This is a genomic window from Bradyrhizobium sp. HKCCYLR20261 (assembly GCF_051168435.1).
Classification (GTDB): Bacteria; Pseudomonadota; Alphaproteobacteria; order Rhizobiales; family Xanthobacteraceae; genus Bradyrhizobium.
The window spans coordinates 304,277-329,831 of sequence record NZ_JBNPUZ010000002.1; the positions used below are offsets into that span (position 1 = coordinate 304,277).

The 25,555-nt window shown below is 67.5% G+C and carries 21 protein-coding genes; 5 read left to right on the top strand and 16 right to left on the bottom strand.

What is annotated here, in order from left to right; translation table 11 throughout:
• Window positions 1-47 precede the first annotated feature (47 nt).
• Genes ACQR1L_RS05055 through ACQR1L_RS05075 form a run of 5 tightly spaced genes read right to left on the bottom strand, consistent with a single transcriptional unit; the run spans window position 48 to window position 5,938 of the window.
• Window positions 48-893 (bottom strand): amidohydrolase family protein, encoded by an 846-nt coding sequence (locus ACQR1L_RS05055; protein WP_434856831.1) that lies wholly within the window; start codon window positions 891-893, stop codon window positions 48-50.
• Window positions 894-917: 24 nt separating this feature from the next.
• Window positions 918-2,060: an FMNH2-dependent alkanesulfonate monooxygenase gene (gene ssuD / locus ACQR1L_RS05060; protein ID WP_434856832.1), complete on the bottom strand. Its 1,143-nt coding sequence runs from the start codon at window positions 2,058-2,060 to the stop codon at window positions 918-920.
• Between the two features lie 16 nt (window positions 2,061-2,076).
• Window positions 2,077-3,456, bottom strand: coding sequence for an LLM class flavin-dependent oxidoreductase (locus ACQR1L_RS05065; protein WP_434856833.1), 1,380 nt, complete (start codon window positions 3,454-3,456; stop codon window positions 2,077-2,079).
• Entirely contained in the window at window positions 3,456-4,697 is a 1,242-nt protein-coding gene (locus tag ACQR1L_RS05070) for an SfnB family sulfur acquisition oxidoreductase (RefSeq protein WP_434856834.1), read from the bottom strand. The genes ACQR1L_RS05065 and ACQR1L_RS05070 overlap by 1 nt, the downstream gene beginning before the upstream one ends.
• Window positions 4,698-4,708: 11 nt before the next feature.
• A complete protein-coding gene (locus tag ACQR1L_RS05075) occupies window positions 4,709-5,938 on the bottom strand; it encodes an SfnB family sulfur acquisition oxidoreductase (protein WP_434856835.1) in 1,230 nt (409 codons plus the stop codon).
• 775 nt (window positions 5,939-6,713) lie between these two features.
• Here ACQR1L_RS05075 and ACQR1L_RS05080 point away from each other — a divergent pair.
• The 4 genes from ACQR1L_RS05080 to ACQR1L_RS05095 are packed head-to-tail and all read left to right on the top strand — an operon-like array spanning window position 6,714 to window position 12,034.
• A complete protein-coding gene (locus ACQR1L_RS05080) occupies window positions 6,714-8,468 on the top strand; it encodes an ABC transporter ATP-binding protein (protein ID WP_434856836.1) in 1,755 nt (584 codons plus the stop codon).
• A 33-nt stretch (window positions 8,469-8,501) separates the two neighbouring features.
• Complete coding sequence (locus tag ACQR1L_RS05085; protein WP_434856837.1) at window positions 8,502-10,172, top strand: ABC transporter substrate-binding protein; 1,671 nt, start codon at window positions 8,502-8,504, stop codon at window positions 10,170-10,172.
• A gap of 54 nt (window positions 10,173-10,226) precedes the next feature.
• Entirely contained in the window at window positions 10,227-11,213 is a 987-nt protein-coding gene (locus tag ACQR1L_RS05090) for an ABC transporter permease (RefSeq protein ID WP_434856838.1), read from the top strand.
• Window positions 11,210-12,034, top strand: a complete 825-nt coding sequence (locus ACQR1L_RS05095; RefSeq protein ID WP_434856839.1) for an ABC transporter permease — start codon at window positions 11,210-11,212, stop codon at window positions 12,032-12,034. The genes ACQR1L_RS05090 and ACQR1L_RS05095 overlap by 4 nt, the downstream gene beginning before the upstream one ends.
• A 19-nt stretch (window positions 12,035-12,053) precedes the next feature.
• Here ACQR1L_RS05095 and ACQR1L_RS05100 read toward each other — a convergent pair whose 3' ends face one another.
• The 11 genes from ACQR1L_RS05100 to ACQR1L_RS05150 form a co-directional block, all read right to left on the bottom strand.
• A complete protein-coding gene (locus tag ACQR1L_RS05100; protein WP_434856840.1) occupies window positions 12,054-12,812 on the bottom strand; it encodes an ABC transporter permease in 759 nt (252 codons plus the stop codon).
• 2 nt (window positions 12,813-12,814) lie between these two features.
• Window positions 12,815-14,215, bottom strand: a complete 1,401-nt coding sequence (locus ACQR1L_RS05105) for an amidohydrolase family protein (protein WP_434856841.1) — start codon at window positions 14,213-14,215, stop codon at window positions 12,815-12,817.
• A gap of 51 nt (window positions 14,216-14,266) precedes the next feature.
• Entirely contained in the window at window positions 14,267-15,256 is a 990-nt protein-coding gene (locus ACQR1L_RS05110) for an ABC transporter substrate-binding protein (RefSeq protein ID WP_434856842.1), read from the bottom strand.
• A gap of 25 nt (window positions 15,257-15,281) precedes the next feature.
• Window positions 15,282-16,145 (bottom strand): ABC transporter ATP-binding protein, encoded by an 864-nt coding sequence (locus tag ACQR1L_RS05115; protein WP_434856843.1) that lies wholly within the window; start codon window positions 16,143-16,145, stop codon window positions 15,282-15,284.
• A complete protein-coding gene (atzF, locus tag ACQR1L_RS05120) occupies window positions 16,142-17,557 on the bottom strand; it encodes an allophanate hydrolase (RefSeq protein ID WP_434856844.1) in 1,416 nt (471 codons plus the stop codon). The genes ACQR1L_RS05115 and atzF overlap by 4 nt, the downstream gene beginning before the upstream one ends.
• Window positions 17,554-19,008 carry an amidase gene (locus ACQR1L_RS05125; RefSeq protein WP_434856845.1) on the bottom strand — a complete coding sequence of 485 codons (1,455 nt, stop codon included), beginning with the start codon at window positions 19,006-19,008 and terminating at the stop codon, window positions 17,554-17,556. Before ACQR1L_RS05125 ends, atzF begins: the two co-directional genes overlap by 4 nt.
• 257 nt (window positions 19,009-19,265) lie before the next feature.
• On the bottom strand, window positions 19,266-19,988 hold the full coding sequence (locus ACQR1L_RS05130; protein ID WP_434856846.1) for an ABC transporter ATP-binding protein: 723 nt from the start codon (window positions 19,986-19,988) through the stop codon (window positions 19,266-19,268).
• On the bottom strand, window positions 19,982-20,737 hold the full coding sequence (locus tag ACQR1L_RS05135) for an ABC transporter ATP-binding protein (RefSeq protein WP_434856847.1): 756 nt from the start codon (window positions 20,735-20,737) through the stop codon (window positions 19,982-19,984). The genes ACQR1L_RS05130 and ACQR1L_RS05135 overlap by 7 nt, the downstream gene beginning before the upstream one ends.
• On the bottom strand, window positions 20,719-21,711 hold the full coding sequence (locus tag ACQR1L_RS05140; protein ID WP_434856848.1) for a branched-chain amino acid ABC transporter permease: 993 nt from the start codon (window positions 21,709-21,711) through the stop codon (window positions 20,719-20,721). The genes ACQR1L_RS05135 and ACQR1L_RS05140 overlap by 19 nt, the downstream gene beginning before the upstream one ends.
• Window positions 21,712-21,715: 4 nt before the next feature.
• On the bottom strand, window positions 21,716-22,594 hold the full coding sequence (locus ACQR1L_RS05145; protein ID WP_434856849.1) for a branched-chain amino acid ABC transporter permease: 879 nt from the start codon (window positions 22,592-22,594) through the stop codon (window positions 21,716-21,718).
• A gap of 12 nt (window positions 22,595-22,606) precedes the next feature.
• Window positions 22,607-23,827 carry an ABC transporter substrate-binding protein gene (locus tag ACQR1L_RS05150; RefSeq protein ID WP_434856850.1) on the bottom strand — a complete coding sequence of 407 codons (1,221 nt, stop codon included), beginning with the start codon at window positions 23,825-23,827 and terminating at the stop codon, window positions 22,607-22,609.
• Window positions 23,828-24,091: 264 nt separating this feature from the next.
• Between ACQR1L_RS05150 and ACQR1L_RS05155 the strand changes: the two genes are divergently transcribed.
• On the top strand, window positions 24,092-25,363 hold the full coding sequence (locus ACQR1L_RS05155; protein WP_434856851.1) for a hypothetical protein: 1,272 nt from the start codon (window positions 24,092-24,094) through the stop codon (window positions 25,361-25,363).
• Window positions 25,364-25,555: the final 192 nt, after the last annotated feature.

Below are 25,555 nucleotides of genomic sequence, written 5' to 3' on the forward strand. Positions count from 1 at the left end.
CGGCCGGTGTAGCTCACTCAACCGGCAAGCGGCCAAGCCGGCCCGTTTCAAAGCTTCAGGAGACGCTCGGCGTTCTTGGAGAACACCCGCTCCAGCACGTCGTCGCGGAAACCCGCCGCGGCGTAGTCGTCGATCGACTGACGGATCGGCCGGAACGGGTAGGACGAGCCGAACAGGAATTGATCGGCGAGAAACGTGTTTGCGGCTTTCACGTAAGCCTCCTGTCCCGGCTGAAACAGATACATGTCCGGGATGAGATGAACGTTGGCGTGCCGGAAGGCGACGCCGATGATCTCCTGCACGCGTGGCCAGTAGCCGTGGAACACGCCGATCTTGAGACGCGGAAACGCGGCCGCGACCACGGCGACACCCGAGGGATCGTTGAAGCGCGGATCGGGCGTGGTCGGGCCGGACATCAGGAACAAGGGGATATCGAGCTCCTGCAGCCGCTCATAGATTGGCCAGTAGATACGGTCGTCGGGATGCCGCGGCGGCGTGCCGAAACCTGGCTCGATGTCGATGCCTTTCAGTCCGAGCTTGCCAGTGGCACGCTCGATCTCCTCGATCGCGGCGCGCTCGCCGAGCAGCACCGGATCGACTGCGCCGATTCCGATCAGCTCCGGATGGCCGGAGACGATCTCATGGATGCGGTCGTTCGGCAGATGCTGTGACGGCGTGTGACGGCCGACGACCACGGCCCGCGCCAGACCGGCATCAAGGATCTCGGCGAGGAAGCCGTCGGGCGTCAGCGAACGCGCGAAATGCGCATCGTCGCCCCTGGTGCCGACGCGGCGGTTCAACCATCGCGCCGTCTCATATTCGGGACTGCCGGGCGTGGCGCCGAAGAAATCGTGAAGATAGGCCGGGCGGCAACGCAGATCGATGATGCTCATCAGAAGGGCCTCGCAATATGCGTGTCAGCTCGCGGCGATGTCGGCGCTGGTCGTGGTTCGGATGTCGAAGGCGCCGCCGGTCTGCGTGGTGTTCAGCAGCGTCACCGGCGCCTTGCCGGCGATCCGCGGGAAGGCGAGCTCCGCGAAACGGATCGCCTCTTCGAGATGCGGATAGCCCGACAGCACGAAGGTATCGACGCCGAGCGCGGCATATTCGTCGAGACGCTGCACCACCTGCTCGGGCGAGCCGACCAGCGCGGTGCCCGCGCCGCCACGCACCAGGCCGACGCCGGCCCACAGATTCGGCCCGATCACGAGCCTGTCACGCCGGCCCTGATGCAGCGCCGCCATCCGCGCCTGGCCGACCGAATCCATCTGCGCATATTGCGCCTGGGCGCGCGCGATATCGTCGTCGGTGAGGCGGCTGATCAGGCGGTCGGCATCGGCCCATGCCTCTTCCTCCGTCTCTCGCACGATGACATGGAGCCGCACGCCGAACCGCACCGTCCGTCCGTGTCGCTTGGCGCGCTCACGCACGTCGGCGATCTTGGCCGCGACGGCGTCGACCGGCTCGCCCCAGGTCAGATAGGCATCGACATGCTTGGCGGCGAGCTCGTGCGCGGCCGGCGAAGAGCCGCCGAAATACAGCGGCGGCCACGGCTTCTGCAGCGCGTCGTGAAAATTCTTCGCGCCCTCGAGCCTGAAGTGGCGGCCTGCGAAATCCACCTTCTCGCCGGCCAGCAGACGTTTCCAGACGGTGAGATATTCGTCCGCGACGTCGTAGCGCTCGTCGTGCGAGAGGAACACGCCCTCGGCCGCCAGTTCGGTCGCGTCGCCGCCCGGCACGACGTTCAGCAGCAGCCGGCCGCCGAGCGCCTCGTCGAGCGCGGCCGCCTGCCGCGCGCCGGCGGTCGGGCCGGAGATCGAGGTGCGCAGCGCGACCAGCAGCTTGATCCGGCGCGTCACGCCAACCAGCGTCGCAGCCGTCACCCAGGGATCGGCGCAGCTCGCCCCGGTCGGGATCAGGATGCCGTCATAGCCCAGCCGGTCGACGGTCTCCGCGACCTGGCGCAGATAGGCATTGCTGGGCGCGCGGCTGAAATCGGATTTGCCGAGATAACGGGTGTCGCCCGACGTCGGCAGGAACCAGAAGACTTCATACGACATACCAAACTTCCTCGCGCTAGACCGCTTGCGCCTGATGGACGGCCGGACGATAGCTGCCGCCGGCGTGCCGATCGGGCAACCGGTCGCCTTCCCCGAACAGCTTGCGCCGCAGCGATCCCTCGGCATAGGCGGTCTTGTAAAGGCCGCGGTCCTGCAGCTCCGGGATGACGATGTCGATGAAATCCTCGTAGCTCTCTGGCACGACGATGCGGCTGAGGTTGAAGCCGTCGACCTCGCCGTCCTCGATCCAGGATTGCAGCTCGTCGGCAATGGCAGCCGCATCGCCGGTGATCGCGGCGTAGCGCCCGCCGAGCGCAAGCTCGTTCAGGAGATCGCGCTTGGTGAGCTTGCGCTGCGCAGCCGCCGCGGTCGCAGACTGGATCGCATTGCCCGGCGCATAGGGAATCGGATCGTCGAGACCGTAGCGTGAGAAATCGATGCCAGTGGAGGCGGAGAAATGCGCCAGCCCCGCCTCCGGGCTGGCATAACGCAGATACTCCTCGCGCTTGTCCTCGGCCTCGGCCCTGGTGCGGCCGGGCACCACGGCAATGCCGACGAAGACCTTGATGTCGTCGGGTCGCCGGCCGGCACGCACGGCCTCGGCGCGGATCGCGCGCACGGCATTGCGCGCCGTCGTCTTGTCGCGCGCGGAGATGAAGACGCATTCGGCGTGACGGCCGGCAAAGGCCCGGCCACGCGGCGAGGTGCCGGCCTGATAGAGCACCGGCGTGCGCTGGATCGAAGGCTCGGCGAGGTGATAGCCTTCGACATCGAAGAACTCGCCGTGATGCGAGATCGGGCGAATGCCGGCGGGATCGGTGAACACGCGCGCCGCGCGGTCGCGGCGGACGGCATGATCGTCCCAGCTCGCCTCCCAGAGCTTGTAGAGCACCTCGAGATACTCGTCCGCATAGTCGTAGCGGCGGTCGTGATCGGGCAGGTGCGCATCGCCCTTGCCGCGATGGGCGCTGTCGAGATAGCCGGTGACGATGTTCCAGCCAATGCGGCCGCGCGTCAGGTGATCGAGGGTCGAGAACCGCCGCGCCAGCGTATAGGGCGGCTCGTTGTGCACGTTCACCGTGATGCCGAAGCCGAGATGCTGCGTGACCGCCGCCATGGCGGAGACCAGCAGGATCGGATCGTTGACCGGCAGTTGCACCGCCTCCCGCGCCGTCACGTCGATGCCGGCGCCATAGATGTCGTAGACGCCGATGATGTCGGCGATGAAGAGGCCGTCGAACAGGCCGCGCTCGAGCAGCTTTGCCTGGTCGGTCCAGTAGGCCAGCGTTTTGTAGTCCGGCGAGCGGTCGCGCGGATGCGTCCACAGGCCGTGATTGATATGGCCGACGCAGTTCATGTTGAAGGCGTTGAGCAGGATCTGCTTCTTTGCGGCCATCAGAGAGCTCCGTGCCGGGGCGGAATCCGGCCATTGAGGTGGTATTGGCCGATCCAGTGATTTTTCCAGCGCACCGGATCGTGCAGCGTATGGGTGCGGACGTTGCGCCAGTAGCGGTCGAGATCATCGGCGCGGTTGGTGGCCGAGGTGCCGCCGAGCTCGAGCAGCTTGTTGGCGGCCAGAAGTCCGGCGCGATGGCTCGCGGCGCGCGCTTCGGCGACCGCCACGGAGGCGGCGGCCACGGTCGCCTCGTCAGGCGAGGCCTGCGCGATGTCGACATGGCGCCCGGCCCGGTCAAGCAGCGCATCGGCCGCGGCGAGACGAACGCGCACGTCGCCGACCGCATGCAGCGTCAGCGGATCGTCGGTCGCGCGCTCGACCTTGGCGTCGATCCAGGCGCGCGCCCGCGACCGCAGGAATGGCAACGTCGCCTCGAAGGCGCCCTGCCCGATGCCGAGATCGATGCCGGCATGAAGGATCTGCGCGAACGGACCGATCGCGGTGGGGCGGTCGAGCGAGGCCTGGAACGGCACGACCCATTCGGGCTCCACCTTCACCCGGTCGAGAACAACCGAGCCGGAGCCGGTGATGCGCTGCCCGAATCCGTCCCAATTGTCGATGACGCTCACGCCGTCGGCGTCGCGCGGAATGAACACGAGATAGGCGACGTCGCGGCCGTCCTCGTCGGCCTGCGCCATGGTCGGAATCCAATGCGCGAACAGCGCACCGGTGCAGTAGAACTTCTGTCCGTCGACGTACCAGCCGGCGGGATCGCGAACCAGCCGGGTCTGACGCTTGTAGTCGCGCCGGCCAATCTCGGCGAGCGCATTGCCGAAGCGGGCACCGGCCAGCACTTGGTCGTAGAAGAAGCGCTTCTGCGCCTCCGTGCCGCCGTTGCGCAGCACCTCCAGCGAATAGAAATGGTTCTGCGGAATCTGCCCGAGCGAGCCGTCGGCCGCCGCGATCAGCGCGATGACCCGCGCGACCGTTGCGGATTTGACGTCGGTGCCGCCATACGCCTTCGGTACGGTGATGGCCCACAGGCCGCTTGCGGTGAAGCGCTCGATCTCGTCCCACGGCAGGCGGCGGTCGAGATCGCGCGCGACCGCCTCGGCGGCGAACTCGCTCGCGAGCGCGCGGGCGACCTCCAGCGCTTCTTCGTCCGAACTGATCCGGCTCACCGGACGCTGCGCTGGCGCAGTGCGTGTCGTCGCATGATCGAAGGCAGGCTTGATCGACATCTGCACGCTCCTCAGTTCCACTGATGACGCGGCGGCAGGACGCCGTTCAGCGTGTAGTTGCCGAGCAAATGATACTTCCAGCGGACGGGATCATGCAGGGTATGCACCCGCGCATCGCGCCAGAACCGTCCGAGATTGTATTGCTCGCGCGTCGCCGACGAGCCCGCCAACTCCGGCAGCCGCTCGGAGGCTTCGAGCGCAATCTCGGTGGTGAGGATCTTTGCTTCCGCCACAGCGACCGACGCTTCCGCCGAGCTTTCCGCCGTGACCGGTCCGGCCGCGATGCGGTCCAGCGTCCGGGCCGCGCGCGCCAGCACCTCCTCCGCGGCGTGCAGGTCGAGTTGCAGCCGTCCGATCTCGCCGATGATGTACGGATCGTCCGTCGCAGCCTCGACGGTGAAGGGCCACGCGCGGGTCTTGGTCCGGACGAAATCGAGCGCGGCATCGATGGCGCCCGCCGCGATCCCGGCATCGATCGCCGCCTGGATGATCTGTGAATGCGGACCGCCGAGACCCGGCCGCGAGGCCAGCGGAACGAGGTCGATCAACAGCTCCTCTTCCACGGGCGCAGCTTCGAAGATGACCGTTCCGCTCGCCGTCGTGCGCTGGCCGAAGCCGTCCCAATCGTCGACGACCTGAACGCCCGGCGCATCGCGCCTGACCCAGACGAGCACGGGCCGGCCAGCTTCGTCGACGGCGCGGGTGGGAATCCAGTGCGCGAAGATCGAGCCTGTCGAATAGTAGCGCCGCCCCGACAGCAGCAGCCGCCCGTCCACGCGCGCGAGACTCGTCGTGACATGGGTGATGGCGCGGCCGTGACGCTCGGGGCCGGCATTGCCGATCCGGTGGCCGGCCAGGATGTCGGCATAGATCCACGCCTGCTGCGCGGGACTCGCGGCCTCGCGTACGAGCGCCAGGACGCCGAACTGATTTTGCGGAATCTGCGCCACCGAAGCATCGGCGGCCGCGAGAATGGCGAACACGCGCACCAAGGTCTCATGCGAGACATCGGCGCCGCCGAAGCTTCGGGGAACGGTGATGCCGCCGAGACCGCTGGCCGTGAACAGCTCGATCTCGTCCCACGGCAGCGTCCGATCGCGATCGCGCCGCGCGGCGCCCTCGGCCAGCCGCGGCACCAGTGACTGTGCGATGTCGATCGCTTCCGCGTCAGAGGTGACGAGATGCGGCCGTTTGGGCGTCGGCGGCAATTGCTGTCTCGCGCCGGCTTGATTGGCGACCATCAGATCCTCTGCCCTGTCCATATTTCGAGTTCGCGGCAAACCGTGCCTGCACGGCCGCACGCTTCGAGGGCGACGACATCGATCCGGCTCGGATCCCACGCGATGCCCAAAGATGCAGTCATGCCATGCGATCGCCTCACTCATCACGCCTGCGCATCGTGCAGACTATTGCTGCACCGATATGCTGCGCGCGTCGTCGACGTTGACGACTCCACCTCTCAAGGCACTACTCCCTGCAGATCGATTTTCAATTCCAAATTACCTCATATCTGGCGAACGCCTTTCTCCGTTTGGCGTATCCTGAAGCTCATCTCTTCGTCGGCCGCATGTGGGCATCGTGCCGGAGCGATTGCACAGCACGTGAGCAGAGGATGGCCCGATGTACAGCACCGCCCTCGGAACCAGACCCTCATGGTGAGGAGCACCGCGCCGACGAAGGTCGCGTGCCAAGCAAGACTCATCGTTCGCGGCGCGTCTCGAACCATGAGGCCTGAGCCGAGGCCTCGCCCTTCGAGACGCCCGCCTTGAGGCGGGCCCTCAGGGTGAGGGTGAACGGCTTCGCGTGGCGATGGAGACCGAAGTGCGGGAAGCTCCATGAACAGGCTTCTTGCTGTGTTGCTCATGGAACGGATCGTCTCGAGCGTGGCCGTTTGAAAGAACGTCCGACTACTTCTCGCGCGAACTACGAAAACGCCTTGCGGCGAAAAGCTGATAGACGTCGCCTTATGACATGCGTGTGGTTTGCAACATCAGCGAGGCGGACGGGCGTCCGATCATGACGACGACGGACATCCCGACACAGCACGCGGCGTGCGAAACCAGTGCCGGCACCGTCCTCAGGCTGAAGGGCCTGACGGTCGATTTTCCGGGTCGGCGTGCCGTCGATGGCCTCGATCTTGAGCTCGGAAAAAGCGAGATCGTCGCGCTCGTCGGCGAGTCCGGCTGCGGCAAGTCGACGACCGCGCTCTCCATCCTGCAGCTTCTTCCCCGGAATGCTGCCATCGGCGGACGGATCGAACTCGCCGGGCAGGACATCAGCCGTCTCAAGCCGAAGGCGCTTGCCGCGCTGCGCGGCCGCGACGTGGCCATGATCTTTCAGGAGCCGATGAGCTCGCTGAACCCGCTGCACCCGATCGGCGCTCAGGTCGCCGAAGCGATCCTGCTGCATGAGAAGGTGTCGCGAGCCGAGGCGCGCGACCGCGCCGTTGCGCTGCTCGAACAGGTCAAGCTTCCGAATGCGACGCGCCGGGTGAACGACTACCCGCATCAGCTCTCGGGCGGCCAGCGCCAGCGCGTGATGATCGCGATGGCAAGCGCCTGCAAGCCCAAGCTGCTGATCGCCGATGAGCCGACGACCGCGCTCGATGTCACGATCCAGGCCGAGATCCTCGGCCTGATCGACGGGCTGCGCCGCGAGCTCGGCATGGCCGTGCTGCTGATCACGCACGATCTCGGCGTCGTCGCGCAGTGGGCCCACCGGGTCGTTGTGATGCATGACGGGCGCAAGCGCGAGGAGCTGGCGGCGTCTCGGCTGTTCACGCAACCGCAGGACGGCTACACGCGCGGTCTCATCGGCGTCTCGCTGCATGGCGCCGGCGATGACCTGCACTACAGCCGCCGCCGTCTCGCCGAGATCACGCGCGGCCCCGACGGCGGCTTCGCGCTCACGCGGCCTCAGCCACGCCCGGCGTCGCACACGCCGCAGCATGCGAGGCCCCTGCTCACGCTCGAGAATGTCGGCATCAGCTATGGCGAGGGCTCGAACCGGACGAGCGTCGTCCATGACGTCAGCTTCACGATCGGCCGCGGCGAGACGGTCGGCCTGGTCGGGGAATCCGGCTGCGGAAAATCCAGCCTGTCGCGCGCCATTCTCGGGCTGACGCCTGTCAGCAGCGGCCAGGTCGCCGTCGACGGCACCGTCATCAGCGGCCTGTCGCGCAAGGAGCTGGTGCCGTGGCGGCGCCGCATCCAGATGATCTTCCAGGATCCGTTCGGCTCGCTCAATCCGCGGCATCGGATCGAGGACATCCTCGGCCACGCGCTGCGCATCCACGGCGTCTCCGACCGCCATGAGCGCGGCCGGCGCATAGCCAAGATCCTCGACGATGTCGGCCTGCCGCGCGACGCGGCGCGACGCTGGCCCCACGAGTTCTCCGGCGGACAGCGCCAGCGCATCGGCATCGCCCGCGCGCTGGTTCTGCGGCCGCAGCTCGTGATCTGCGACGAGCCCGTCTCGGCGCTCGATGGTTCGATCCAGGCGCAGATCCTGAACCTGCTGGTCGATCTGCGCGACGCGCACGGCCTGTCCTACATCTTCATCAGCCACGATCTCGCGGTCGTCCGCTACATCTCCGACCGCGTCCTGGTGATGGAGCACGGCAGGATCGTCGAGAGCGCCGATGTCGAGCGCATCTGGCACGCGCCCCAGCATCCCTACACCCGCAAGCTGCTCGCATCGATCCCGGGACGGACCCACGGCGCGCCATCGCCGCGCGCGGAAGATCGGTCGCGGGCCGCCGCGATCGGCTGATGATCCCATGAACCCGCACACAAAGGACGAACCATGACGACCAAGCATCCCCACGCGACATTCACGCGCGGCCTCGACCGTCGCGGCTTTCTGGCGCTGACCTCGGCGCTGCTGGGATCCACCGTGCTCGCCGGGTTGCCGGATGCGGCGCATGCGCTCGACAAGGCGTTGCCGAACACCGTCGACGGCGCCGTGAAGGGCGGCACGCTCGATGCCGTCATCCATCCGGAGCCGCCGACGCTGGCCTCCTTCATCAACACCTCGACGCCGGGCCGCGCCGTGTTCAGCAAGATCTTCGACGGTCTCCTGGACTACGGCCCCGACCTCGCGCCGCGGCCGCAACTCGCGGAGAGCTGGGAGTCGTCGCAGGACGGCCTGGTCTGGACGCTGCGCCTGCGCAAGAACGTGTTCTGGCACGACGGCACGCCCTTTACCTCCGCCGACGTGAAGTTCTCGGCCGATGTCATCTGGAAGAAATACGCCCCGACCGCGCGCCGCGTGCTGCGGCATCTGGCGTCGACGGAGGCGCCCGACGAGCACACCATCGTGCTGACGCTGACGCAATCGACGCCGGTGCTGATCAACGCGCTGGACGCGGTCGCGGCGCCGGTGCTGCCGAAGCACCTCTATGAAGGAACCGACATCCCGAACAATCCGCGCAACAATGCGCCGATCGGCACCGGACCGTTCGTCTTCAAGGAATGGGTGCGCGGCAGCCACATCGCGCTGGAGCGCTTCGACAAATACTGGCAACCGGGACGGCCCTTCCTCGACAAGCTCACCTGGAAGATCATCAGCGATGTCGCCGGCCGCGCCAACGCGCTGGAGACCGGCGTGGTGCAATATGGCGAGCGCAATCCCGTCACCTTCGCCGACGCGGACCGCTTCAAGACCAGCGACAAACTCGTGGTGTCGACCGAGGGCTATAACGGCTTCTCCGGAACGCTGTGGCTGATCCCGAACTGGCGCGACCCGATCCTCGGCAACCAGAAGGTCCGCGCCGCCATCCTGCACGCGATTGATCGTCAGCTGCTCACCAGGACCGTCTGGGGCGGCTACGCCGTGCCCGCGACGGGACCCGTGTCGTCGCTGCTCAAGACGTTCTACGAGCCTGCGACGCCGCAATATCCTTTCGACAAGAAGAAGGCCGAGGCTCTGTTGGACGAGGCCGGCTTCCCGAAGAAGGCGGATGGCTGGCGCTTCAAGCTGACCCACGACTTCATTCCGTTCGGCGACGACTATCGCCGCACCGGCGAGTTCGTCCGTCAGGCGCTGCGCGCGGTCGGCATCGACGTCGAGCTGCGCTCGCTCGATCTCGCCACCTGGACCAAGAACGTCTTCACCGACTACAATTTCCAGCTCGTCAGCTCCTGGGGCATCAACTGGCAGGATCCGCAGCTCGGCATCGAGCAGCATTTCTGGTCGAAGGCCGAGTCCAAGGGAACGCCGTGGTTCAATGCATCCGGCTATGCCAGCCCGGAGGTCGATGCGCTGTTCGAGGATGCGCAGGGCCAGACCGATGCCGCCAAGCGCGTCGCCGACTACAAGGAGGTGCAGAAGATCGTCCAGCGCGATCTGGCGCGGCTCGACCTGTTCGAGTTCCGCTGGTTCGGCGTCTGGGACAAGCGGCTGCGCAACGTGACCGACACGTTCGATCACAGCCAGAACAACTTCGCCCATGTCTGGTGGGACCACACCACCTGACCGACACTCACCATCTCCGAGGCACGACATGTCGCCAGATCACGAGGTGATCAGATGATCCCCAGGCTTCTTGCGCATCTCCTGCGGCTCGTCCTCATCGTGCTGGCCATCGCGGTGCTGAACTTCGCGCTGCTGAAATCGCTGCCCGGAGATCTCGCGGACGTGGTCGCCACCGAAAGCGGCGCGGCCTCGTCCGAGCAGGTCAACGAGCTGCGCGAACGCTTCGGCCTCGGCCGCAGCGTGCCCGCGCAGCTCGCCTCCTATGTCGCGGGTGTCCTCCGCGGCGACTTCGGCCAATCCTTCCGCTTCGGCGAGCCGGTGGCGCAGCTCGTGCTCGGACGGTTGCCCGCAACCGTCGCGCTCGTCGGCCTCGCCCTGCCGATCTCCGTGCTCCTGGGCATGCTGCTCGGCATGCTGTCGGCGCGGCGCCCCAACGGGCTCGTCGACGCCGCCTTGTCGCTGCTCTCGACGCTCGGCTATTCCGCGCCGATGTTCTGGACGGCGCTGATGCTGATCGTCGCGTTCGGCGTGAAGCTGCCATGGTTTCCCGTCGGTGGCATCCGCAACGTCACTGCCGGCTATACCGGCCTGCGGGATCTCCTGGACGTGCTCTGGCACCTCGTTCTTCCCGTGGCGACGCTCTCGATCTACTATGTCGCGATCTATGCCCGCCTCTATCGCGCCTCGCTGATCGAGCAGCTGTCCGAGGATTACATCCGCACCGCGCGGGCCAAGGGCGCACAAGAGGGGCGCGTGCTGTTCCTCCACGCGCTGCGCAACGCGACGCTGCCGGTGCTCACCATGCTGGGCCTGCAGTCGAGCGCCGTGCTCGGCGGCTCGATCGTCGTCGAGACGGTGTTCGCCTGGCCCGGGCTCGGGCAGCTCTCCTTCGAAGCCGTGCGCAGCCGCGACGTGCAACTGCTGCTCGGCGTCCTCCTGCTGTCGGGAATTCTCGTCGTGCTCGCCAATCTCGTCGTCGACCTCCTGCAGGCGCGCCTCGATCCAAGAATTCGCCATCGCCCGGCCGGAGCCTCGTCATGAGACGGCTGCTGCATCCGACCCTCATTCTCGGCACCATCACGCTGGTGAGCGTCGTCGTCATGGCGCTGCTCGCGCAACGGCTGTTCCCGGGCGATCCGATGGACATGGTGGCCGTGCCGTTCACGTGGCCCGGCGCGGACGAGACCGTCCCTCTCGGATCCGATCTCATGGGCCGCGACCTGCTCGCCGGGATCTTCCACGGCGCGCGGGTGTCGCTGCTGGTGGGCGCTTCGGCCGCCATCATCGCGCTGACGATCGGCGTGACCGTCGGCGCGCTCTCCGGCTTCTATGGCGGCGCCGCCGATGCCGCGCTCGGCCGGATCACCGAATTCTTTCAGACGATACCGGCATTCCTGCTGGCCGTCATTCTCGTCGCGATCATGCGCCCGTCGATCGGGACCATCATCCTGGCATTGGGAATCTCGTCATGGACCGGCGTCGCCCGTCTGGTGCGCGCCGAATTTCTGACCTTGAAGGAGCGCGAGTTCGTGCGCGCCTCCGAGGCCCTCGGCGCCAGCGACCTGCATCTGATCGTCAGCGAGATCCTGCCGAATGCCCTCACGCCGATCCTCGCCTCCACCGGCATCCTGGTCGCGCAGGCGATCCTGTCGGAGGCTGGCCTGTCGTTCCTCGGACTCGGCGATCCCAACCTGGTCAGCTGGGGCTCGATGATCGGCATCGGCCGCGATGCGTTGAGAACCGGCTGGTACATGAGCGCGATCCCCGGTGCTGCGATCATGCTGACGGTGGTCGCGCTGAACTTCCTGAGCGACGGCCTGCACGCGGCGCTGAGCCCACGCAGCAGTCTCAGGAACGCGTGACGCTTTCTCTGCGCCGGCGTCACGCCTGCTCCCAATGGATCAGCTGGCGGCCGATCCAGACGAACAGCGTATCGAGCGTCGCGCCGAGGACACCGAGCTCGATCAGCCCGACGAACATGCGGTCGACGAGAATATATTGCCGGGCCTCGTCGAGCCTATAGCCGATGCCCGAGGACGCTCCGGTGAGCTCCGCCGCCACCAGGCTGAGAAAAGCCAGTGCGGCGCCGAAACGAAGACCCGCGAAGATGTGGGGTGCGGAGGCCGGCACCACGACCTGGAGAAACTCGAGACTGCGCGAGGCGCCGAGCGAGCGCGCGGCGCGGATATAGGTGTCGGGCACGTGCTCCATGCCGTGATGGGTGTTGAGCCAGACGGCGAGAAACACCGTGTAGGCGATCACGAAATACTTCGATTCTTCACCGATGCCGAACCACACCACGGCGATCGGCACCAGCGCGATCGCCGGTATCGGTCGCAGCAGGTTGAACAGCGGGCTGAGGCCGATCGAGAACAGCCGCACCCGCGACGTCAGCAGACCGAGCGCGACACCGAGAGAGGCGCCGACGACGAAGCCCGCAGCGGCGCGCCGCAGCGACACCAGCAGGTCCTTGAACAGGATGCCCGACGCGAACATGTCGACTGCCGCGAGCCAGACCTTTGCCGGCGACGGAAACAGCACCGGATTGACGACCGCGATGCTGCTGGCGAGCTGCCAGACGGCGATGATCGCCACCAGCGGGAGGACGAGATTGCGAACCCGAATGGCGAGCCGGCGCATCGTCAGCTCACCTTCGGCCGGTAGCGATCGGACGCGCCATGGACGCGCGTGATGCCGGGGAGTGAGCCGACCCGCTGCCCGAGTGCGCGATAGCGGCGCAGGAACTCGCGACCGTCCCAGTCGACCGGCTGCCCCGCCGCCAGCACCGGCCGGCCATCGACGACGACCGCGGCGATCTGGTCGCGGTTGTAGTAGCGGACGAGCTCCCATTCGAAGTCCCAGGATGGCTGCGTCTCCGGGCGCTCCATGTCGAGCACCAGGAAGTCGGCACGGGCGCCGGCGCTGAGAACGCCGACGTCGGACCAGCCGGCGGCATCGGCCGATCCGCGAGTGATCGCATCGACCCAGGTCCAGCCGGCGCCTGCGGAGAAATCCGCGGTGCGCAGTCCATAGGTCAGGCGCTGGGCATGCTCGGCCGCATCGAGGGTGCGGAAGCCGTCGAAGCGGGTATTGTCCGAGCCGAGCCCGAAGCGGACGCCATGCGCGGCAAACGCCAGCGCCGGCGCCACCGCGTTGCCCTTCCACTCGCTCGCGACAGGATTGTAGGCAACCGCCGCGTCGGTCTTCTGCAGCAGCGCGACCTCGCGATCGGTGGCCAGTGTCGCGTGATGGATCAGGACATGCGGGCCGAGCACGCCATGCTCGGCCAGCAGCTCCAGCGGTCTCTTGCCGAACTGCAGGATGCTGTCGTGGACCTCCGGAAAGTGCTCGTTGGCGTGCAGCTGATAGATGATCCCCCGCTTCTTCGCATGCTCGCTGATCGCCGCCAGCGTCTCCGGCCGGTTGCCGAAGAAGCTGCCGCTCGACACCGAGGGCGTGATGCGGGGAAGGGCCGATGTCTGCGCGATGTGCTCGTCGATGCGGTCGAGAATCCTGGCGAGCGGGACGCGCTCGCCATTCGGGTCTGCATCGGTCGCGACCTCGTCGAGGCCGGTCGAGGATCGCAGCCGGATGCCGGTCTCCTCCGCGGCGCGATGCACGGCGGCATTGCGCGCGGCGTCGTTCAGCGCGTAGTTGACGACGCCGGTGAAGCCGCCGCGCAACTGCTCCAGGAACTGCCATTTCGCGGAGACATAGGCGGCCTCGTCGTCGATCCCCGCCTCCATCGGCACCCACAGCCGCCGCCAGATCTGCGCCGGCTCGCCGCCGATCAGGATCTTGCCGAAGGTCTGGCCGAGATGCGTATGCGCATCGGTGAAGCCGGGGATGATGGCATGGCCGTCCAGCGTCAGCGCCGCGGCCTGATCGGCCGCATCGAGCTCGGCGGCCGGCCCTGCGCTGACGACCGTCGACCCCTCCACCACCAGCGCGAGATCGCGCTGCGGCCCGTTCGCAGTCAGCAGCAGATCTGGCTTCAGCACGAAGCGATCACGCTTCAGCGCTGCGATCAGATTGTCGCTCATGGTTGGCTCCGCTTGCTCGATCGATGCATCAGGTCCGGCTCCGAGCGCGGCTCACTTCGACAGCGTGTTCAAGTCCGGCGCGAGCGCGCCGATCGGGCCATCGGCGAGATAGCCACGCAGGCCGGCGCGATCGATGCTCGCGCCCTTGATGATGCCCTTGGCCTCGACCCATTTGGCCTCGGCTTCGAGCAAATCGAGCAGGCCGGTCTGGAAGCCCAGGCGGAAGGTGTATTCGCCCCAGGCCTGATCGACGGTGGCCGCGCTGAGCGCGCCCTGCGACGCCGCGACGATCACAGCCTTGGCCGCGATCGGGTCGTTGCGGATCAGCTCGCTCGCCTTCAGGAGCGCCGCAAGGAACTTCCTGATGTCCCCCGGCTGCTGCTCGATCGCCTTGCGCGAGGCCGACACCACCATGTAGGCGTCGTAGTCCTTGCTGACGATCTCGCGATAGCGCTCGCCGATGACCTCCCTCGCCTTGCCGTAGTAGTCGGGGAACGGCACCGCTGCCTGGATGTCGCCGCGCTCCAGCGCGGGCACGATGTCTGCCGGGGCGAGATTGACGATCTCCGCCTTCAGCTTGTTCTTCTCGAGTGTCAGATTGGTCAGAAACTCGGCATTGGTGCCGACGCTGGTCCCGACCTTCTTTCCGGCGAGATCGGCGATGGAATTGAAGCCGAGATCGGTGCGGCCGATGATGCGGTTGCCGGTGAACTTGCCGAGCTCGGTGATGACCGCGAACTTCTGGTTCTGCAACGCGCCGATGACCGGCGGATATTCCGCCATGAAGGCGAGATCGACCTGGCCGCCGATCAGCGCTTCGAGACCACGGCGTCCGCTGGGGAAACGGACGATCTCGACGTCGAGCCCGGCCTCCTTGAAGTACCCCTTCTCGATCGCGATAGCGACCGGCGCGCTCTGCAGGCTGCCGCCCGGCAGGGTCTGGCCGAAGATCAGCTTGCCGGTATCAGCCGCCAACGCGCTGACGGTCCCGACGCCCAGAAGCAGCAGGCCGGCGCCGATCGATTTGAGTTGCCGCAACATGATGGATCCTTTTCCTCAGGTGATGTCAGGAGATGTCGCTCGCATGCTGCTGCCGCAGCAGGCCGATGATGTGCGCCCGCCGGTCGAGGAAGGCCTGATCGAGCCGGTCGACGGCGCGCGGCCGCGGCGTATCGACGTCGATGCGGTGGATGATGCGGCCGGGCGCGGTCGACATCACATAGACGACGTCGGCCAGGATCAGCGCCTCGTCGACGTCATGGGTGACGAACAGCACGGTGGAGCGCCGCCGCTCCCAGAGGCTGAGCAGCAGCGCCTGCATCGACAGCCGGGTCTGCGCATCCAGTGCCCCGAACGGCTCGTCCATCAGCAGCACCTTGGGGCTCAGCACCAGGGTGCGCGCGATCGCGACCCGCTGCTTCATGCCGCCGGATAATTGTCCGGGATATTTGCGTAAGTGCGCGCCGAGGCCGACCTCGGTCAGCGCCGCGGTCGCGCGCTCGCGCCGCTCCGCCCGCGACAATGCCAGCTGCTTGAGCGGAAACTCGACATTGCCGAGCGCCGAGAACCAGGGAAACAGCGCGAAATTCTGAAACACGATTCCGACCGACGCCGTCGGCTTCGTCACCGCGCGGCCATCTACGGCGACGGTGCCGCGGCTGGCGCGAACGAATCCAGCGGCAGCGTTGAGCAGGGTCGACTTGCCGCAACCGGACGGACCGATCAGCACCGCGAACTGCCCAGGCTCGATGCTGAGATCGATATCGGTCACGACGTCGGTGGATCGACGCGCCTTGTCGGCGAACGCGATGGCGACGTTCGTCATCTCGATCCGGCCGGATCCCGAGCCATCCGAGAAGGCAGCGTTCGACACCGCACGGCTGCGCTCGTTTCCCGGATCGATCGCTGCCGGATTGAGATTGACGTTCATGCCGCCCCCCGCCCCACGGCCGGGTCGACCGCTCGCGCGCCGAGCGGCAAGCCTCCGGACTCATGGACGCGTGCGGCCACGCGAGCGAGCTGATGGTCCGACAGCGCCGGCGCGATCAGCGAGATGCCGAACGGCAAACCGTCAGCGCGGAAGCCAGCCGGCACGGCAACGGCGGCGAGATCGGCGAGGTTGACGAAATTGGTGTAGGTCCCGAGCCGGAAATTGCGCTCGATCGGATCGGCAGCGATCGCCTCGATCCGCTCGATCGTGCCAGCGGTCGGAACGACCAGCACGTCGATGTCCTGCCACAGCCGCTCGATCTGCCGCCTGAGCACGAGGCAGCGCTGCTGCCCCGCGAACACGTCCGCGCCCGAGATCGACCGGCCGCCTTCGAGAATGGCGCGCGTGACCGGAAACAGCGCATCCGGCTCGCGCGCAACGATCTCGCGCAACGCGCCATAGCGCTCGGCGAGCCACGGCCCCTTGAACAGCAGCTGATTGAGCTCGGCGAAGGGCGTGTAGTCGATGTCCGTGGTGACGGACCCGAGCGTGCCGAGCCGGCGGACGGCGGCATCGAACAGCCGCTCGCTCTCGGCATCGCCGAAGAAGTCGAGCGCGGCGCGCGCGGGAATGCCGAACCTGACCGGAGACGGAACAGCATCGGGCTTGAGCGCATCACGTCGCGCGAACGGATCCTCCGGGTCGAAGCCGCGCACGATGTCGAACACGCGCCGGGCGTCGGGCACCGTCAGCGCGAAGACCGAGACCGTCTCGATCGAACGACACGCCGGCACGGTGCCGACGCCGCTGATCAGGCCGCGCGTCGGCTTCAGCCCGACGACATTGTTGAACGCAGCGGGAATCCGGCCCGAGCCGCCGGTGTCGGTGCCGAGCGCGAAGCTGACGAGCTCGCTTGCGACCGAGACCGCCGCGCCCGAGCTCGATCCGCCGGGGATGTAGTCCGCATCAAACGGGTTGCGCGCCACGCCATAGGGCGAGCGCGTGCCGACCAGCCCGGTCGCGAACTGATCCATGTTGGTCTTGCCGATCAGGATCGCGCCCGCCGCGAGCAGCCGCGCCACCGCCGGACTGTCGACTGAGGGATGGTAGACGAAGGCCGGACAGGCCGAGGTGGTCGGAAGGCCGGCCGTGTCGATGCAGTCCTTGACGCTGAACGGCACGCCCCACAGCGGCAGGCCGGCACGCTCGTCGGCCGACAGCGCCTCCAGCCGGCGCGCGCGGGTCAGCGCCGTGTCACGATCGACCACGCTGATCCACACGCCATCCGCGCCGCGACTGGCGATGGTGTGCAACACATGATCGACGACCGCCGACGGCGTCAACGTCCCCGCGGCATAGGCCGCCTGGAGCCTGGGCAGCTCCAGATCGATCTTCGCCTGCGCTGTGCTCATGACGGGTCACGCGGACGGGCAAACGGACGGGCCTGCTCGAACGCGCGCGCGGCCCGCAGCACGAGGGCATCGGCGAACTTCGCGCCGATGATCTGCAGGCCGACCGGCAGGCCCGCCGCGGTCAATCCCGCAGGCACCGACGCTGCCGGCTGCTGCGTCAGGTTGAACGGATAGGTGAAGGGCGAGCGGATCGGCCGTGCCACCAGATCGGCCTGCGAGGCTTCGATCGCCGAGGCCGGATAGGCCGTGGTCGGCGTGAGCAGCAGGTCCCAGTCTTGGTGGAAGCGGCTGAAGTGCCGTCCCAGCGCCTCACGCCGGTCGACCGCGTTCAGATAGGTTACGACGTCGATCCCGCGGCCCTTCTCGGCGACATCCTGCAGCCCCTGCTCGATCAGCGCGCGCCGCTCCGGCGCAAACGACTGCACCAGCTTGGCGGCGCCCGCGAACCAGAAGGTCTGGAAGATCTCGAACGGATCCTCAATCCCCGGATCGACCAGCTCGACCGTCGTACCGAGATCGGCGAACACCTTGGCGGCATCGGCGACGATCCGCTCGACCTCCGGATCAACTGTTGCGTAGCCGAGCGCCGGGCTGAACGCGATGTGCAGACCTTTCACGCCGCGCTCGAGGCCGGCGCGCCAGGAGACGTCCTGCGGCGGCAGCGCGTGGAAATCACGGCCATCGGGACGCCCGATCACGTCGAGCAGCAGGGCCGCGTCCGCGACCGAGCGCGTCAGCGGCGTGACGTGAAACAGCGTGCCGTTCTGCGATGGCGGATAGACCGGCACGCGGCCGAAGCTCGGCTTGAAGCCGAACACGCCACTATGCGCCGCCGGCAGCCGCGTCGAGCCGCCGCCATCGGTCGCGACATGCAGCGGACCGAAGCCGATCGCCGCCGCAGCTGCCGAGCCGCCACTGCTGCCGCCCGGCGTATGCGCGAGATTCCAGGGATTGCGGGTGATACCAGTCAATGGGCTGTCGCCCAGTCCCTTCCAGCCGAACTCGGACGTCGTCGTCTTGCCGAGCAGCACGGCGCCGTGCTCGCGCAGCCGGGCCGTCGCCGGCGAATCCTCGCTCCAGTCCTGCGCCGGATCGACGGCGTGGCTGCCGCGCAGCGTCGGCCAGCCCTTGGCGAGTAGCAGGTCCTTCAGCGCCGCCGGCACGCCGTCGACCAGCCCGAGCGGCTCGCCGCGCTGCCAGCGCGCCTCCGACGCACGGGCCGCGGCCAGCGCCGCCTCAGCATCGAGCTTGGCGAACGCGTTGATCTCAGGCTCCAGCCGCTCGATCCGCTGCAGCACCGCAGCCGTGGCCTCGACCGGCGACAGCGTTCTGGCGCGATAGTGCTCGACCAGCTCGACCGCCGACAGCCGGCTCGGATCGTCAGAGGCCGATGCCCACTGATGAGGTCTCGAAGCTCCCGCCGCAGACGGCGACGCGTTCTGAGCAGACATGCGGTCTCACCTTTCCGATCGAGGCTCCGATGCAACGAAGCCTGCAATGGCTAGGGGGCGCATAACGAGGATTGCAGCAATTAATTGCGGCCTTCAGCATGGCGCGCTCATTTGTAAGATCCTGCTACTTAGAGGCGCTACGCCAACAATATGATTCCGCGATCGGCGGCTTTCCGAATGGATTGCTCATCGCAAAGGCAGGATTCAGCGGATCACGAACTGCTGCGGCACCGCGCGTGTCATTGGCAACGGAGGATTCAGGTCCGCGCGGTCTCGCGGAGATCGATGCCGAGATGCTGCGCGATGACCTCGGACTGGCGGAGCTCCTGCGCGCCGCCTTGAAACACGACGGTCCCGCGGCTGAGCACGTAGAACACATCGCCGAGATCGAGCGCCAGCTGCAGGTTCTGCTCGACCAGCAGAACGGACATTCCGAGGCGGCGCATCTGCACGATGCCGTCGCGGATGGCGGCGACCATCGCGGGTGCCAGTCCCTCGGACGGCTCGTCGAGCAGCAGCAGGCGCGGCTGCGCCGCGAGCGCGCGGGCGATCGCCAGCATCTGCTGCTGGCCGCCGCTCAATGTCCCGGCGCGCTGCTGCCACTTGCCGCGCAGATCCGGGAACGGCGCGATCGCCGCCTCGATCCGGGCGCGCGCGTCCCGGCGGCCGGCGACCTCGGCGGCGACGCGGATGTTCTCGGCAACCGTCAGCGAGGCAAAGACGCGGCGATCCTCGGGCACCCATGCGATGCCGCGCGCGCAGATCTGGTGCGGCGGCAGCCCCGCGATTGACCTGCCCTCGAACGACAGCTCGCCCTGGCTCGGTGCCGCGAGTCCCATGATCGCACGCAGCGTCGTGCTCTTGCCGACGCCGTTGCGGCCGAGCAGGCAGACGATCTCACTTGGGCGCACGTCGAGATCGATGCCGTGAAGGATGTGGGCCGATCCCAGATGCACATGAAGCGCCTTGAGACTCAGCATGCGTGACCGCCGCTCCGTCCGAGATACGCCTCCTGCACGGCGGCATCGCGGCTGACCACCTCGGGCGTGCCGGTCGCGATCGCGCGGCCCTGGGCCATCACGGTGATCCGGTCCGACAGTCCGAGCACGAGGTCGATGTCGTGCTCGACCAGCAGCACGGCGGTCGTGCGCGCCAGCCGGCGCACCAGCCTGCCGATCAGGCCGGAATCGCCCGCCGACATGCCCGCGGTCGGCTCGTCGAGCATCAGGAGCTTCGGCGCAACCGCGAGCGAGATCGCGATTTCGAGCACCCGCCGTTCACCATGCGACAGCGCGCTGGCTGCGCTGTCCGCGCGCGCGCCGAGCCCGACCGTATCGAGGATCTCATCGCAGCTCCGCGCGACAATGGATGCGGCGGCGCCGCCCGGCCAGACGCGCCGGTTCAGGCGCAGGCGCGAGCGCACGCCGAGCGCGACGTTCTCGCGCACGCTCATCTCGTCGAACACCTTCGTCACCTGGAAGGTGCGGGCGAGCCCGGCCGCGACCAGCCGATGCGCGGGCCAGCCGGTGACGTCGTTTCCATCCAGTGCGATCCGGCCCGCGCTGGGCGCAAGAAAGCCCGAGATGCAGTTGAACGCCGTGGTCTTGCCGGCCCCGTTCGGACCGATCAGAGCGTGGATCTGGCCGGCGTCGACCGACAGCGCGAGTCCGTCCACGGCGCGCAGCGCGCCGAAACGGCGAACCAGGCCGGTTACCTCGAGGAGCGCCATGAGAGCTTGCCGAGCTGTGCAGGCAGACCGGCGAGGCCGGACGGGAAGATGACGACGACCACGACGAAGATGAGACCGAACGCGAGCTGCCAGACGGCGAGCGCCGAGGTCAGCGCATCGCGCAGGAAGACGAAGCACACCGCGCCGATCACGGGTCCGACGATGGTGCCGAGGCCGCCGAAGATCGTCATGATCAGGACGTTGCCGGATTCCGACCAATGCAGCGACATCGGCGTGGTGCCGGCCTTCAGGAACACCATCAGCGCGCCGGCGACGCCGGCCAGCATCCAGGAGATTACGAACGCGAGCCATTTGTGCAGCCGGACGTCGATGCCGATCGAGGCGGCTCTCACATCATTGGTGCGGATCGCCCTGAGCGTGGCACCGAACGGCGACTTCAGCACCAGCGCCAGCCCCGCCAATGTCGCGAGCATCACGGCCGCCACCAGAAAATAGAACGACACGCCGTTCCGGATGGTGAAGCCGACCAGCCGCGGCAGCGGAACGCCGAGCAGCCCGTCCATGCCTTCGGTCACCGCGCGCCACGCGATCGCGACCTGATAGAGCACCTGCGCGATGCACAGCGAGACGATCGAGAACGCCACGCCGGACAGCCGCGTCGCGACGGCCCCGGCCAAGGCGGCGACCACGAATACGACCGCCTCGGCAAACAGCAGCGCGGCGACGATGTCCGCCGTCACCTCGCGCGCGAAATAGCCGGCCGCGTAGCCGCCGAGCCCGAATCCCGCCGCATGCCCGAAGCTGAGAAGTCCGGCATGTCCGCTGAGCAGGTTGAGGCTCATGGCCCAGATCGCGAACACGTAGGCTTCGGTCAGCAGCGTGATGGTGAACGGCCTTGCGAGCCACGGGGCCGCAAAAATAGCGGCAAGCGCGAGCACGCCGAGGCCCGCGGCGAACAGCGGCCGCGTGCGCAGCGACGCCAGCGGATCCGGTGGGGACGAGGCCAGCGTCATGCGGTCACGCGATCCGGCCGGTGGCGAAGATGCCGGTCGGCCGCGCCACCAGCACGGAGGCGACGATGAGGAACAGCAGTGCCGTCGACCAGTCGGCGAGATAGGCGCCGCCGACCGCCTTCGTGACCGAGACGACCACGGCGCCGATCGTCGAGCCCTTGAGGCTGCCGAGGCCGCCCAGCACGACGACGAGAAACGAGTCGATCAGGATCGACAGTCCCATCTCCGGATAGACGGCGAAGATCGGCGCCCCCAGCGCGCCGGCAAAGCCCGCGAGCGCGGCGGCATAGCCGAACACCTGCCAGAGCAGGCCCGCGCGATCGACGCCGATCGCCTCGGCCATTTCGGCATCGTCGGCGATCGCGCGGATGCGCAGGCCGAGCGGCGTCCATTGCACGATGGCCAGCACCGCGGCCGCGACGAGCAGCGACAATCCCGCAGCGGCAAAGCGGTAGATCGGGAAATCGTTGGAGAGCACCTGGGCGATGCCATCGAAGCCGGACGGCGGCTTCACGATCGTCGTGCTGGTGCCCCACAGATATTCGATGCCGCCGACGAGCATCGCCGAGAGACCGAAGGTGGCCAGCAGCGTATCCACCTCCGGCCGCCTGCGCAGCCGCTGGATCAGCCCTGCTTCGACCGCGAGACCCGCGCCCATCAGCGCGAGCGGCACCACGGCCAGCGCAAGCCAGAAGCCGGCGCCGAGCCGCATCACCGAGATCAGCACGTAACCGCCCAGCGCATAGAATGCGCCATGGGCGAAATTGACGACACGGCCGAGGCCGAACACGAGGCTGAGACCGAGGCTCGTCAACAGCAGGAAGGAGCCGTAGACGAGCCCGTTGACGACGTTGACGAACAGGAAGTTGAGCTCGTGCGCCATCCGAGCGCACCGCTACTTGGCGGATGCGGTCGTGCCATCGAGCCGGCAGCCATACTCCGCGGCGGATTTCGGCAGCGACAGGCTTGCCGGCACCAATGTCGGGCGCTGCGCGTAGCTCGCGCCATATTTCGGCGTGGCCAGCTTTTCGTACGGCCCGAGGAACAGCGGCGCCAGCGCCTCGCGCCCTCCGGCCTGGAATTTCAGCGGTCCGACCGGCGTGTCGGATTCGACGCTCTCCAGCGCCTTGACGATGGCGTCGGGCGCGGTCGACTTCGCCTTCTCGATCGCGTCGAACAGGACGGTGGCGGCGCTCGCCGATTGCAGCGACTGCATGCCCGCGACACGGCCGTGCAGCTGATGATGCGCCTCGTTGAAACCGCGCGTGGCCGGCCATTGCTCCTCGATCCGCCAGGCCGCCCACGAGCCGGCCGAGATGACGCCGGTCGACGCCTCGCCGAGCTTGTCGACCAGCCAGTCCGGCAGCCCGATCGGCGACACCAGCACGGCATCCTTGGTGAGGCCGAACTCGTTCGCCTGCTGGATGAATTGCAGCAGGGGCACGCCGAGCGTGACCGGCGCGATCACGACGCTGGCGCCGGACGCCTTGGCCTGCGCGATGAACGGCGCCCAATCGGTGGTGTCGAGCGGCGCAAACGCCTCGCCGGCATATTGCACGGCCTTGACGCCCTTGGTGGCGCCGGCCACCAGCCGGGCCCACGGATAGTCGTGGCCGATCGTGAACCATTTGGCGTTCTGCAGCCGCGGCGTCTGCGTGATCAGCGCTTCCAGCGAGACCGTCGACATCAGGTCTTCCGGGTTGGTGCGGAACACGAAGCGGTTGCAGCGCTCGCGCGTGATCGCCGCCGATCCCGAATTCGAGGTGACGATCGGCACGCCGAGCCGGTCGGCCACCGACAACAGCGCCAGCGTCTCTACGGTGCTGGTGCCGAGGATGGCGGCGACATTGTCCTGCTGCACCAGCTTCGTCGCCTTGGTCACCGCCGTCTGGGCGTTGAACAGGCTCTCCTCGACCACGAGCTCGATCGGCCGGTCCAACAGCTTGCCGCGCTGCCGCACGACCGTTTCGATCCCGGCGAGAATGTCGTCGCCGATCGGCTTGGACGGCCCGCTGCGAACGGTGAGCACCCCGATGCGGATCGGATCAGGCCCTGCGACAGCGGCCGGGATCATCGCCACGCACGCGAGCATGGCCGCAGCCAGCGTCACTCTCATCCGCCCCATCATCCGTTATCCCCATCACCAACTAATCACGAAGCTGGCATGCACGGTGTGCGACATTCAAGATGACACGCCGCCTGCAGACGAAATTGCACGACCATTCCATGCGTCGCTCGCGGGCCACACCATGCATGCTCCGGCGCGCCCGAAGATGGAAACACTTTTTCCTGCGAAAATTGAGATAGTCGCGGGCAAGCGATGCGCGGCCGCGAGCTTCGCGTCAGCAGAGCCTTGCGTCACCACAGCGGAGAGGCCCCGATGCCGACACATGCGCAACGCCTCCGTTACGACGAAGCCGCCGCCAATGAGAACGGTCGCGATCGCATCGCGCTCGCCCGCGCGCTGAAGCCGCTGCTCGAGCAGCACGGCCGCGACAGCGACGCAACCGGCGCCATCGCAGCTCCGGTTCTCGCGGCGCTGCACGCGAACCAGACCTTCCGCGCGACACTGCCGCGTTCGGTCGGCGGCCTGGAGCTGCGTCCGGAGATCCACGCGCAGATCGTCGCCGCGCTGGCCGAGGGCGATGCCAGCGTGGCGTGGTGCGTCGCGCAATCGGCCTGCGCGAGCTCGATCTCCGCCTACCTCGCCCCCGAGGTGCTGCACGAGATCTTCGCCGCGCCGCAAGCCGTCTTCACCTTCGGCTTTGCCAGCCTCGATCCGCCCTGCCTTGCGATCCCCGTCGCCGGCGGTTGGCGCGTCACGGGCACCTGGAGCTTTGGCAGCGCGAGCCGCATCGCGACCTGGCTTGGCGGCCATTCCCGGCTGACCGACGACCGCGGCGTGCCCCTCAAGGATACGGCGGGACGCCCCGTCGAACGCACCATGATCTTCCCGCGCGAGAGTGCGAGCATCCATCCGGACAGCTGGGACATGATGGGCCTGCGCGGCACCGGCAGCGACACCTATTCGGTGAAGGATCTGTTCGTTCCGGCCGGCTTCAGCGCGGTGCCGCGCGGCCGCGGCCGCGACCACAATCTTCCGGAGGACGTCGTTGCCGAGGCCGAGCCGGAGCGCCGCGAGCCGGGCATTCTCTATCGTCACTCGATGCAGCTGATCGCCTGCGCCGGCCTCTCGTCAGTTGCGATCGGCGCAGCGCGGGCGATGTTCGACCAGTTCGTCGCGCTCGCGCGCGGCAAGACGCCGTCGAACGCGATCGCGCTGCGTGACGACGGCTGGATCCAGGCGCGCGTGGCACAGGCGGACTCCTTGATTTCAGCCGCCCAGGCCTGGCTGCTGCAGCTGCTGCGCGAGGCCTGGGCGCAATGCGAAGCCGACGGCGCGATCAGCTTTCCCCTGAGGATCAAGATCCGGCAGGCCTGCACGCACCAGATCGACTGCGCGCGCGATGCCGCCAACATCCTGTTCAAGGAAGCCGGCTCCACCGCCCTGTTCCGCCACAACGGCTTCGAGCGGCGCTTCCGCGACATCCACGCGGTCTCCAATCAAGTCCAAGGCAGCATCGCCCGCCTCGAAGCGGCCGGGCAATACTATCTCGGCCTCCCCCCGCAGCAGCTGACGTTGATCCCGTGAGCGGCGCACCACACTGCCGGTGCTGTCGCGGCGGGCATCACCTACATCCAGCTTTCGTACACTGATCTGGTGTTACCCGTGCTCCTCGTCCCAATCGACCGCGTCCTTCCGCTTGTTCTCCGCCTCAATCTTGCTGATTAAGCTGATCCTTGTTGGATACCTTCTGACCTTCCTATTTGCGGCTGTATCGCC

Excerpts from the sequence above, each read along its gene's own strand:
- ACQR1L_RS05055 (WP_434856831.1), bottom strand. The coding sequence starts at position 893 with ATGAGCATCATCGATCTGCGTTGCCGCCCGGCCTATCTTCACGATTTC.
- ssuD (WP_434856832.1), bottom strand. The coding sequence starts at position 2,060 with ATGTCGTATGAAGTCTTCTGGTTCCTGCCGACGTCGGGCGACACCCGT.
- ACQR1L_RS05065 (WP_434856833.1), bottom strand. The coding sequence starts at position 3,456 with ATGGCCGCAAAGAAGCAGATCCTGCTCAACGCCTTCAACATGAACTGC.
- ACQR1L_RS05070 (WP_434856834.1), bottom strand. The coding sequence starts at position 4,697 with ATGTCGATCAAGCCTGCCTTCGATCATGCGACGACACGCACTGCGCCA.
- ACQR1L_RS05075 (WP_434856835.1), bottom strand. The coding sequence starts at position 5,938 with ATGGTCGCCAATCAAGCCGGCGCGAGACAGCAATTGCCGCCGACGCCC.
- ACQR1L_RS05080 (WP_434856836.1), top strand. The coding sequence starts at position 6,714 with ATGACGACGACGGACATCCCGACACAGCACGCGGCGTGCGAAACCAGT.
- ACQR1L_RS05085 (WP_434856837.1), top strand. The coding sequence starts at position 8,502 with ATGACGACCAAGCATCCCCACGCGACATTCACGCGCGGCCTCGACCGT.
- ACQR1L_RS05090 (WP_434856838.1), top strand. The coding sequence starts at position 10,227 with ATGATCCCCAGGCTTCTTGCGCATCTCCTGCGGCTCGTCCTCATCGTG.
- ACQR1L_RS05095 (WP_434856839.1), top strand. The coding sequence starts at position 11,210 with ATGAGACGGCTGCTGCATCCGACCCTCATTCTCGGCACCATCACGCTG.
- ACQR1L_RS05100 (WP_434856840.1), bottom strand. The coding sequence starts at position 12,812 with ATGCGCCGGCTCGCCATTCGGGTTCGCAATCTCGTCCTCCCGCTGGTG.
- ACQR1L_RS05105 (WP_434856841.1), bottom strand. The coding sequence starts at position 14,215 with ATGAGCGACAATCTGATCGCAGCGCTGAAGCGTGATCGCTTCGTGCTG.
- ACQR1L_RS05110 (WP_434856842.1), bottom strand. The coding sequence starts at position 15,256 with ATGTTGCGGCAACTCAAATCGATCGGCGCCGGCCTGCTGCTTCTGGGC.
- ACQR1L_RS05115 (WP_434856843.1), bottom strand. The coding sequence starts at position 16,145 with ATGAACGTCAATCTCAATCCGGCAGCGATCGATCCGGGAAACGAGCGC.
- atzF (WP_434856844.1), bottom strand. The coding sequence starts at position 17,557 with ATGAGCACAGCGCAGGCGAAGATCGATCTGGAGCTGCCCAGGCTCCAG.
- ACQR1L_RS05125 (WP_434856845.1), bottom strand. The coding sequence starts at position 19,008 with ATGTCTGCTCAGAACGCGTCGCCGTCTGCGGCGGGAGCTTCGAGACCT.
- ACQR1L_RS05130 (WP_434856846.1), bottom strand. The coding sequence starts at position 19,988 with ATGCTGAGTCTCAAGGCGCTTCATGTGCATCTGGGATCGGCCCACATC.
- ACQR1L_RS05135 (WP_434856847.1), bottom strand. The coding sequence starts at position 20,737 with ATGGCGCTCCTCGAGGTAACCGGCCTGGTTCGCCGTTTCGGCGCGCTG.
- ACQR1L_RS05140 (WP_434856848.1), bottom strand. The coding sequence starts at position 21,711 with ATGACGCTGGCCTCGTCCCCACCGGATCCGCTGGCGTCGCTGCGCACG.
- ACQR1L_RS05145 (WP_434856849.1), bottom strand. The coding sequence starts at position 22,594 with ATGGCGCACGAGCTCAACTTCCTGTTCGTCAACGTCGTCAACGGGCTC.
- ACQR1L_RS05150 (WP_434856850.1), bottom strand. The coding sequence starts at position 23,827 with ATGAGAGTGACGCTGGCTGCGGCCATGCTCGCGTGCGTGGCGATGATC.
- ACQR1L_RS05155 (WP_434856851.1), top strand. The coding sequence starts at position 24,092 with ATGCCGACACATGCGCAACGCCTCCGTTACGACGAAGCCGCCGCCAAT.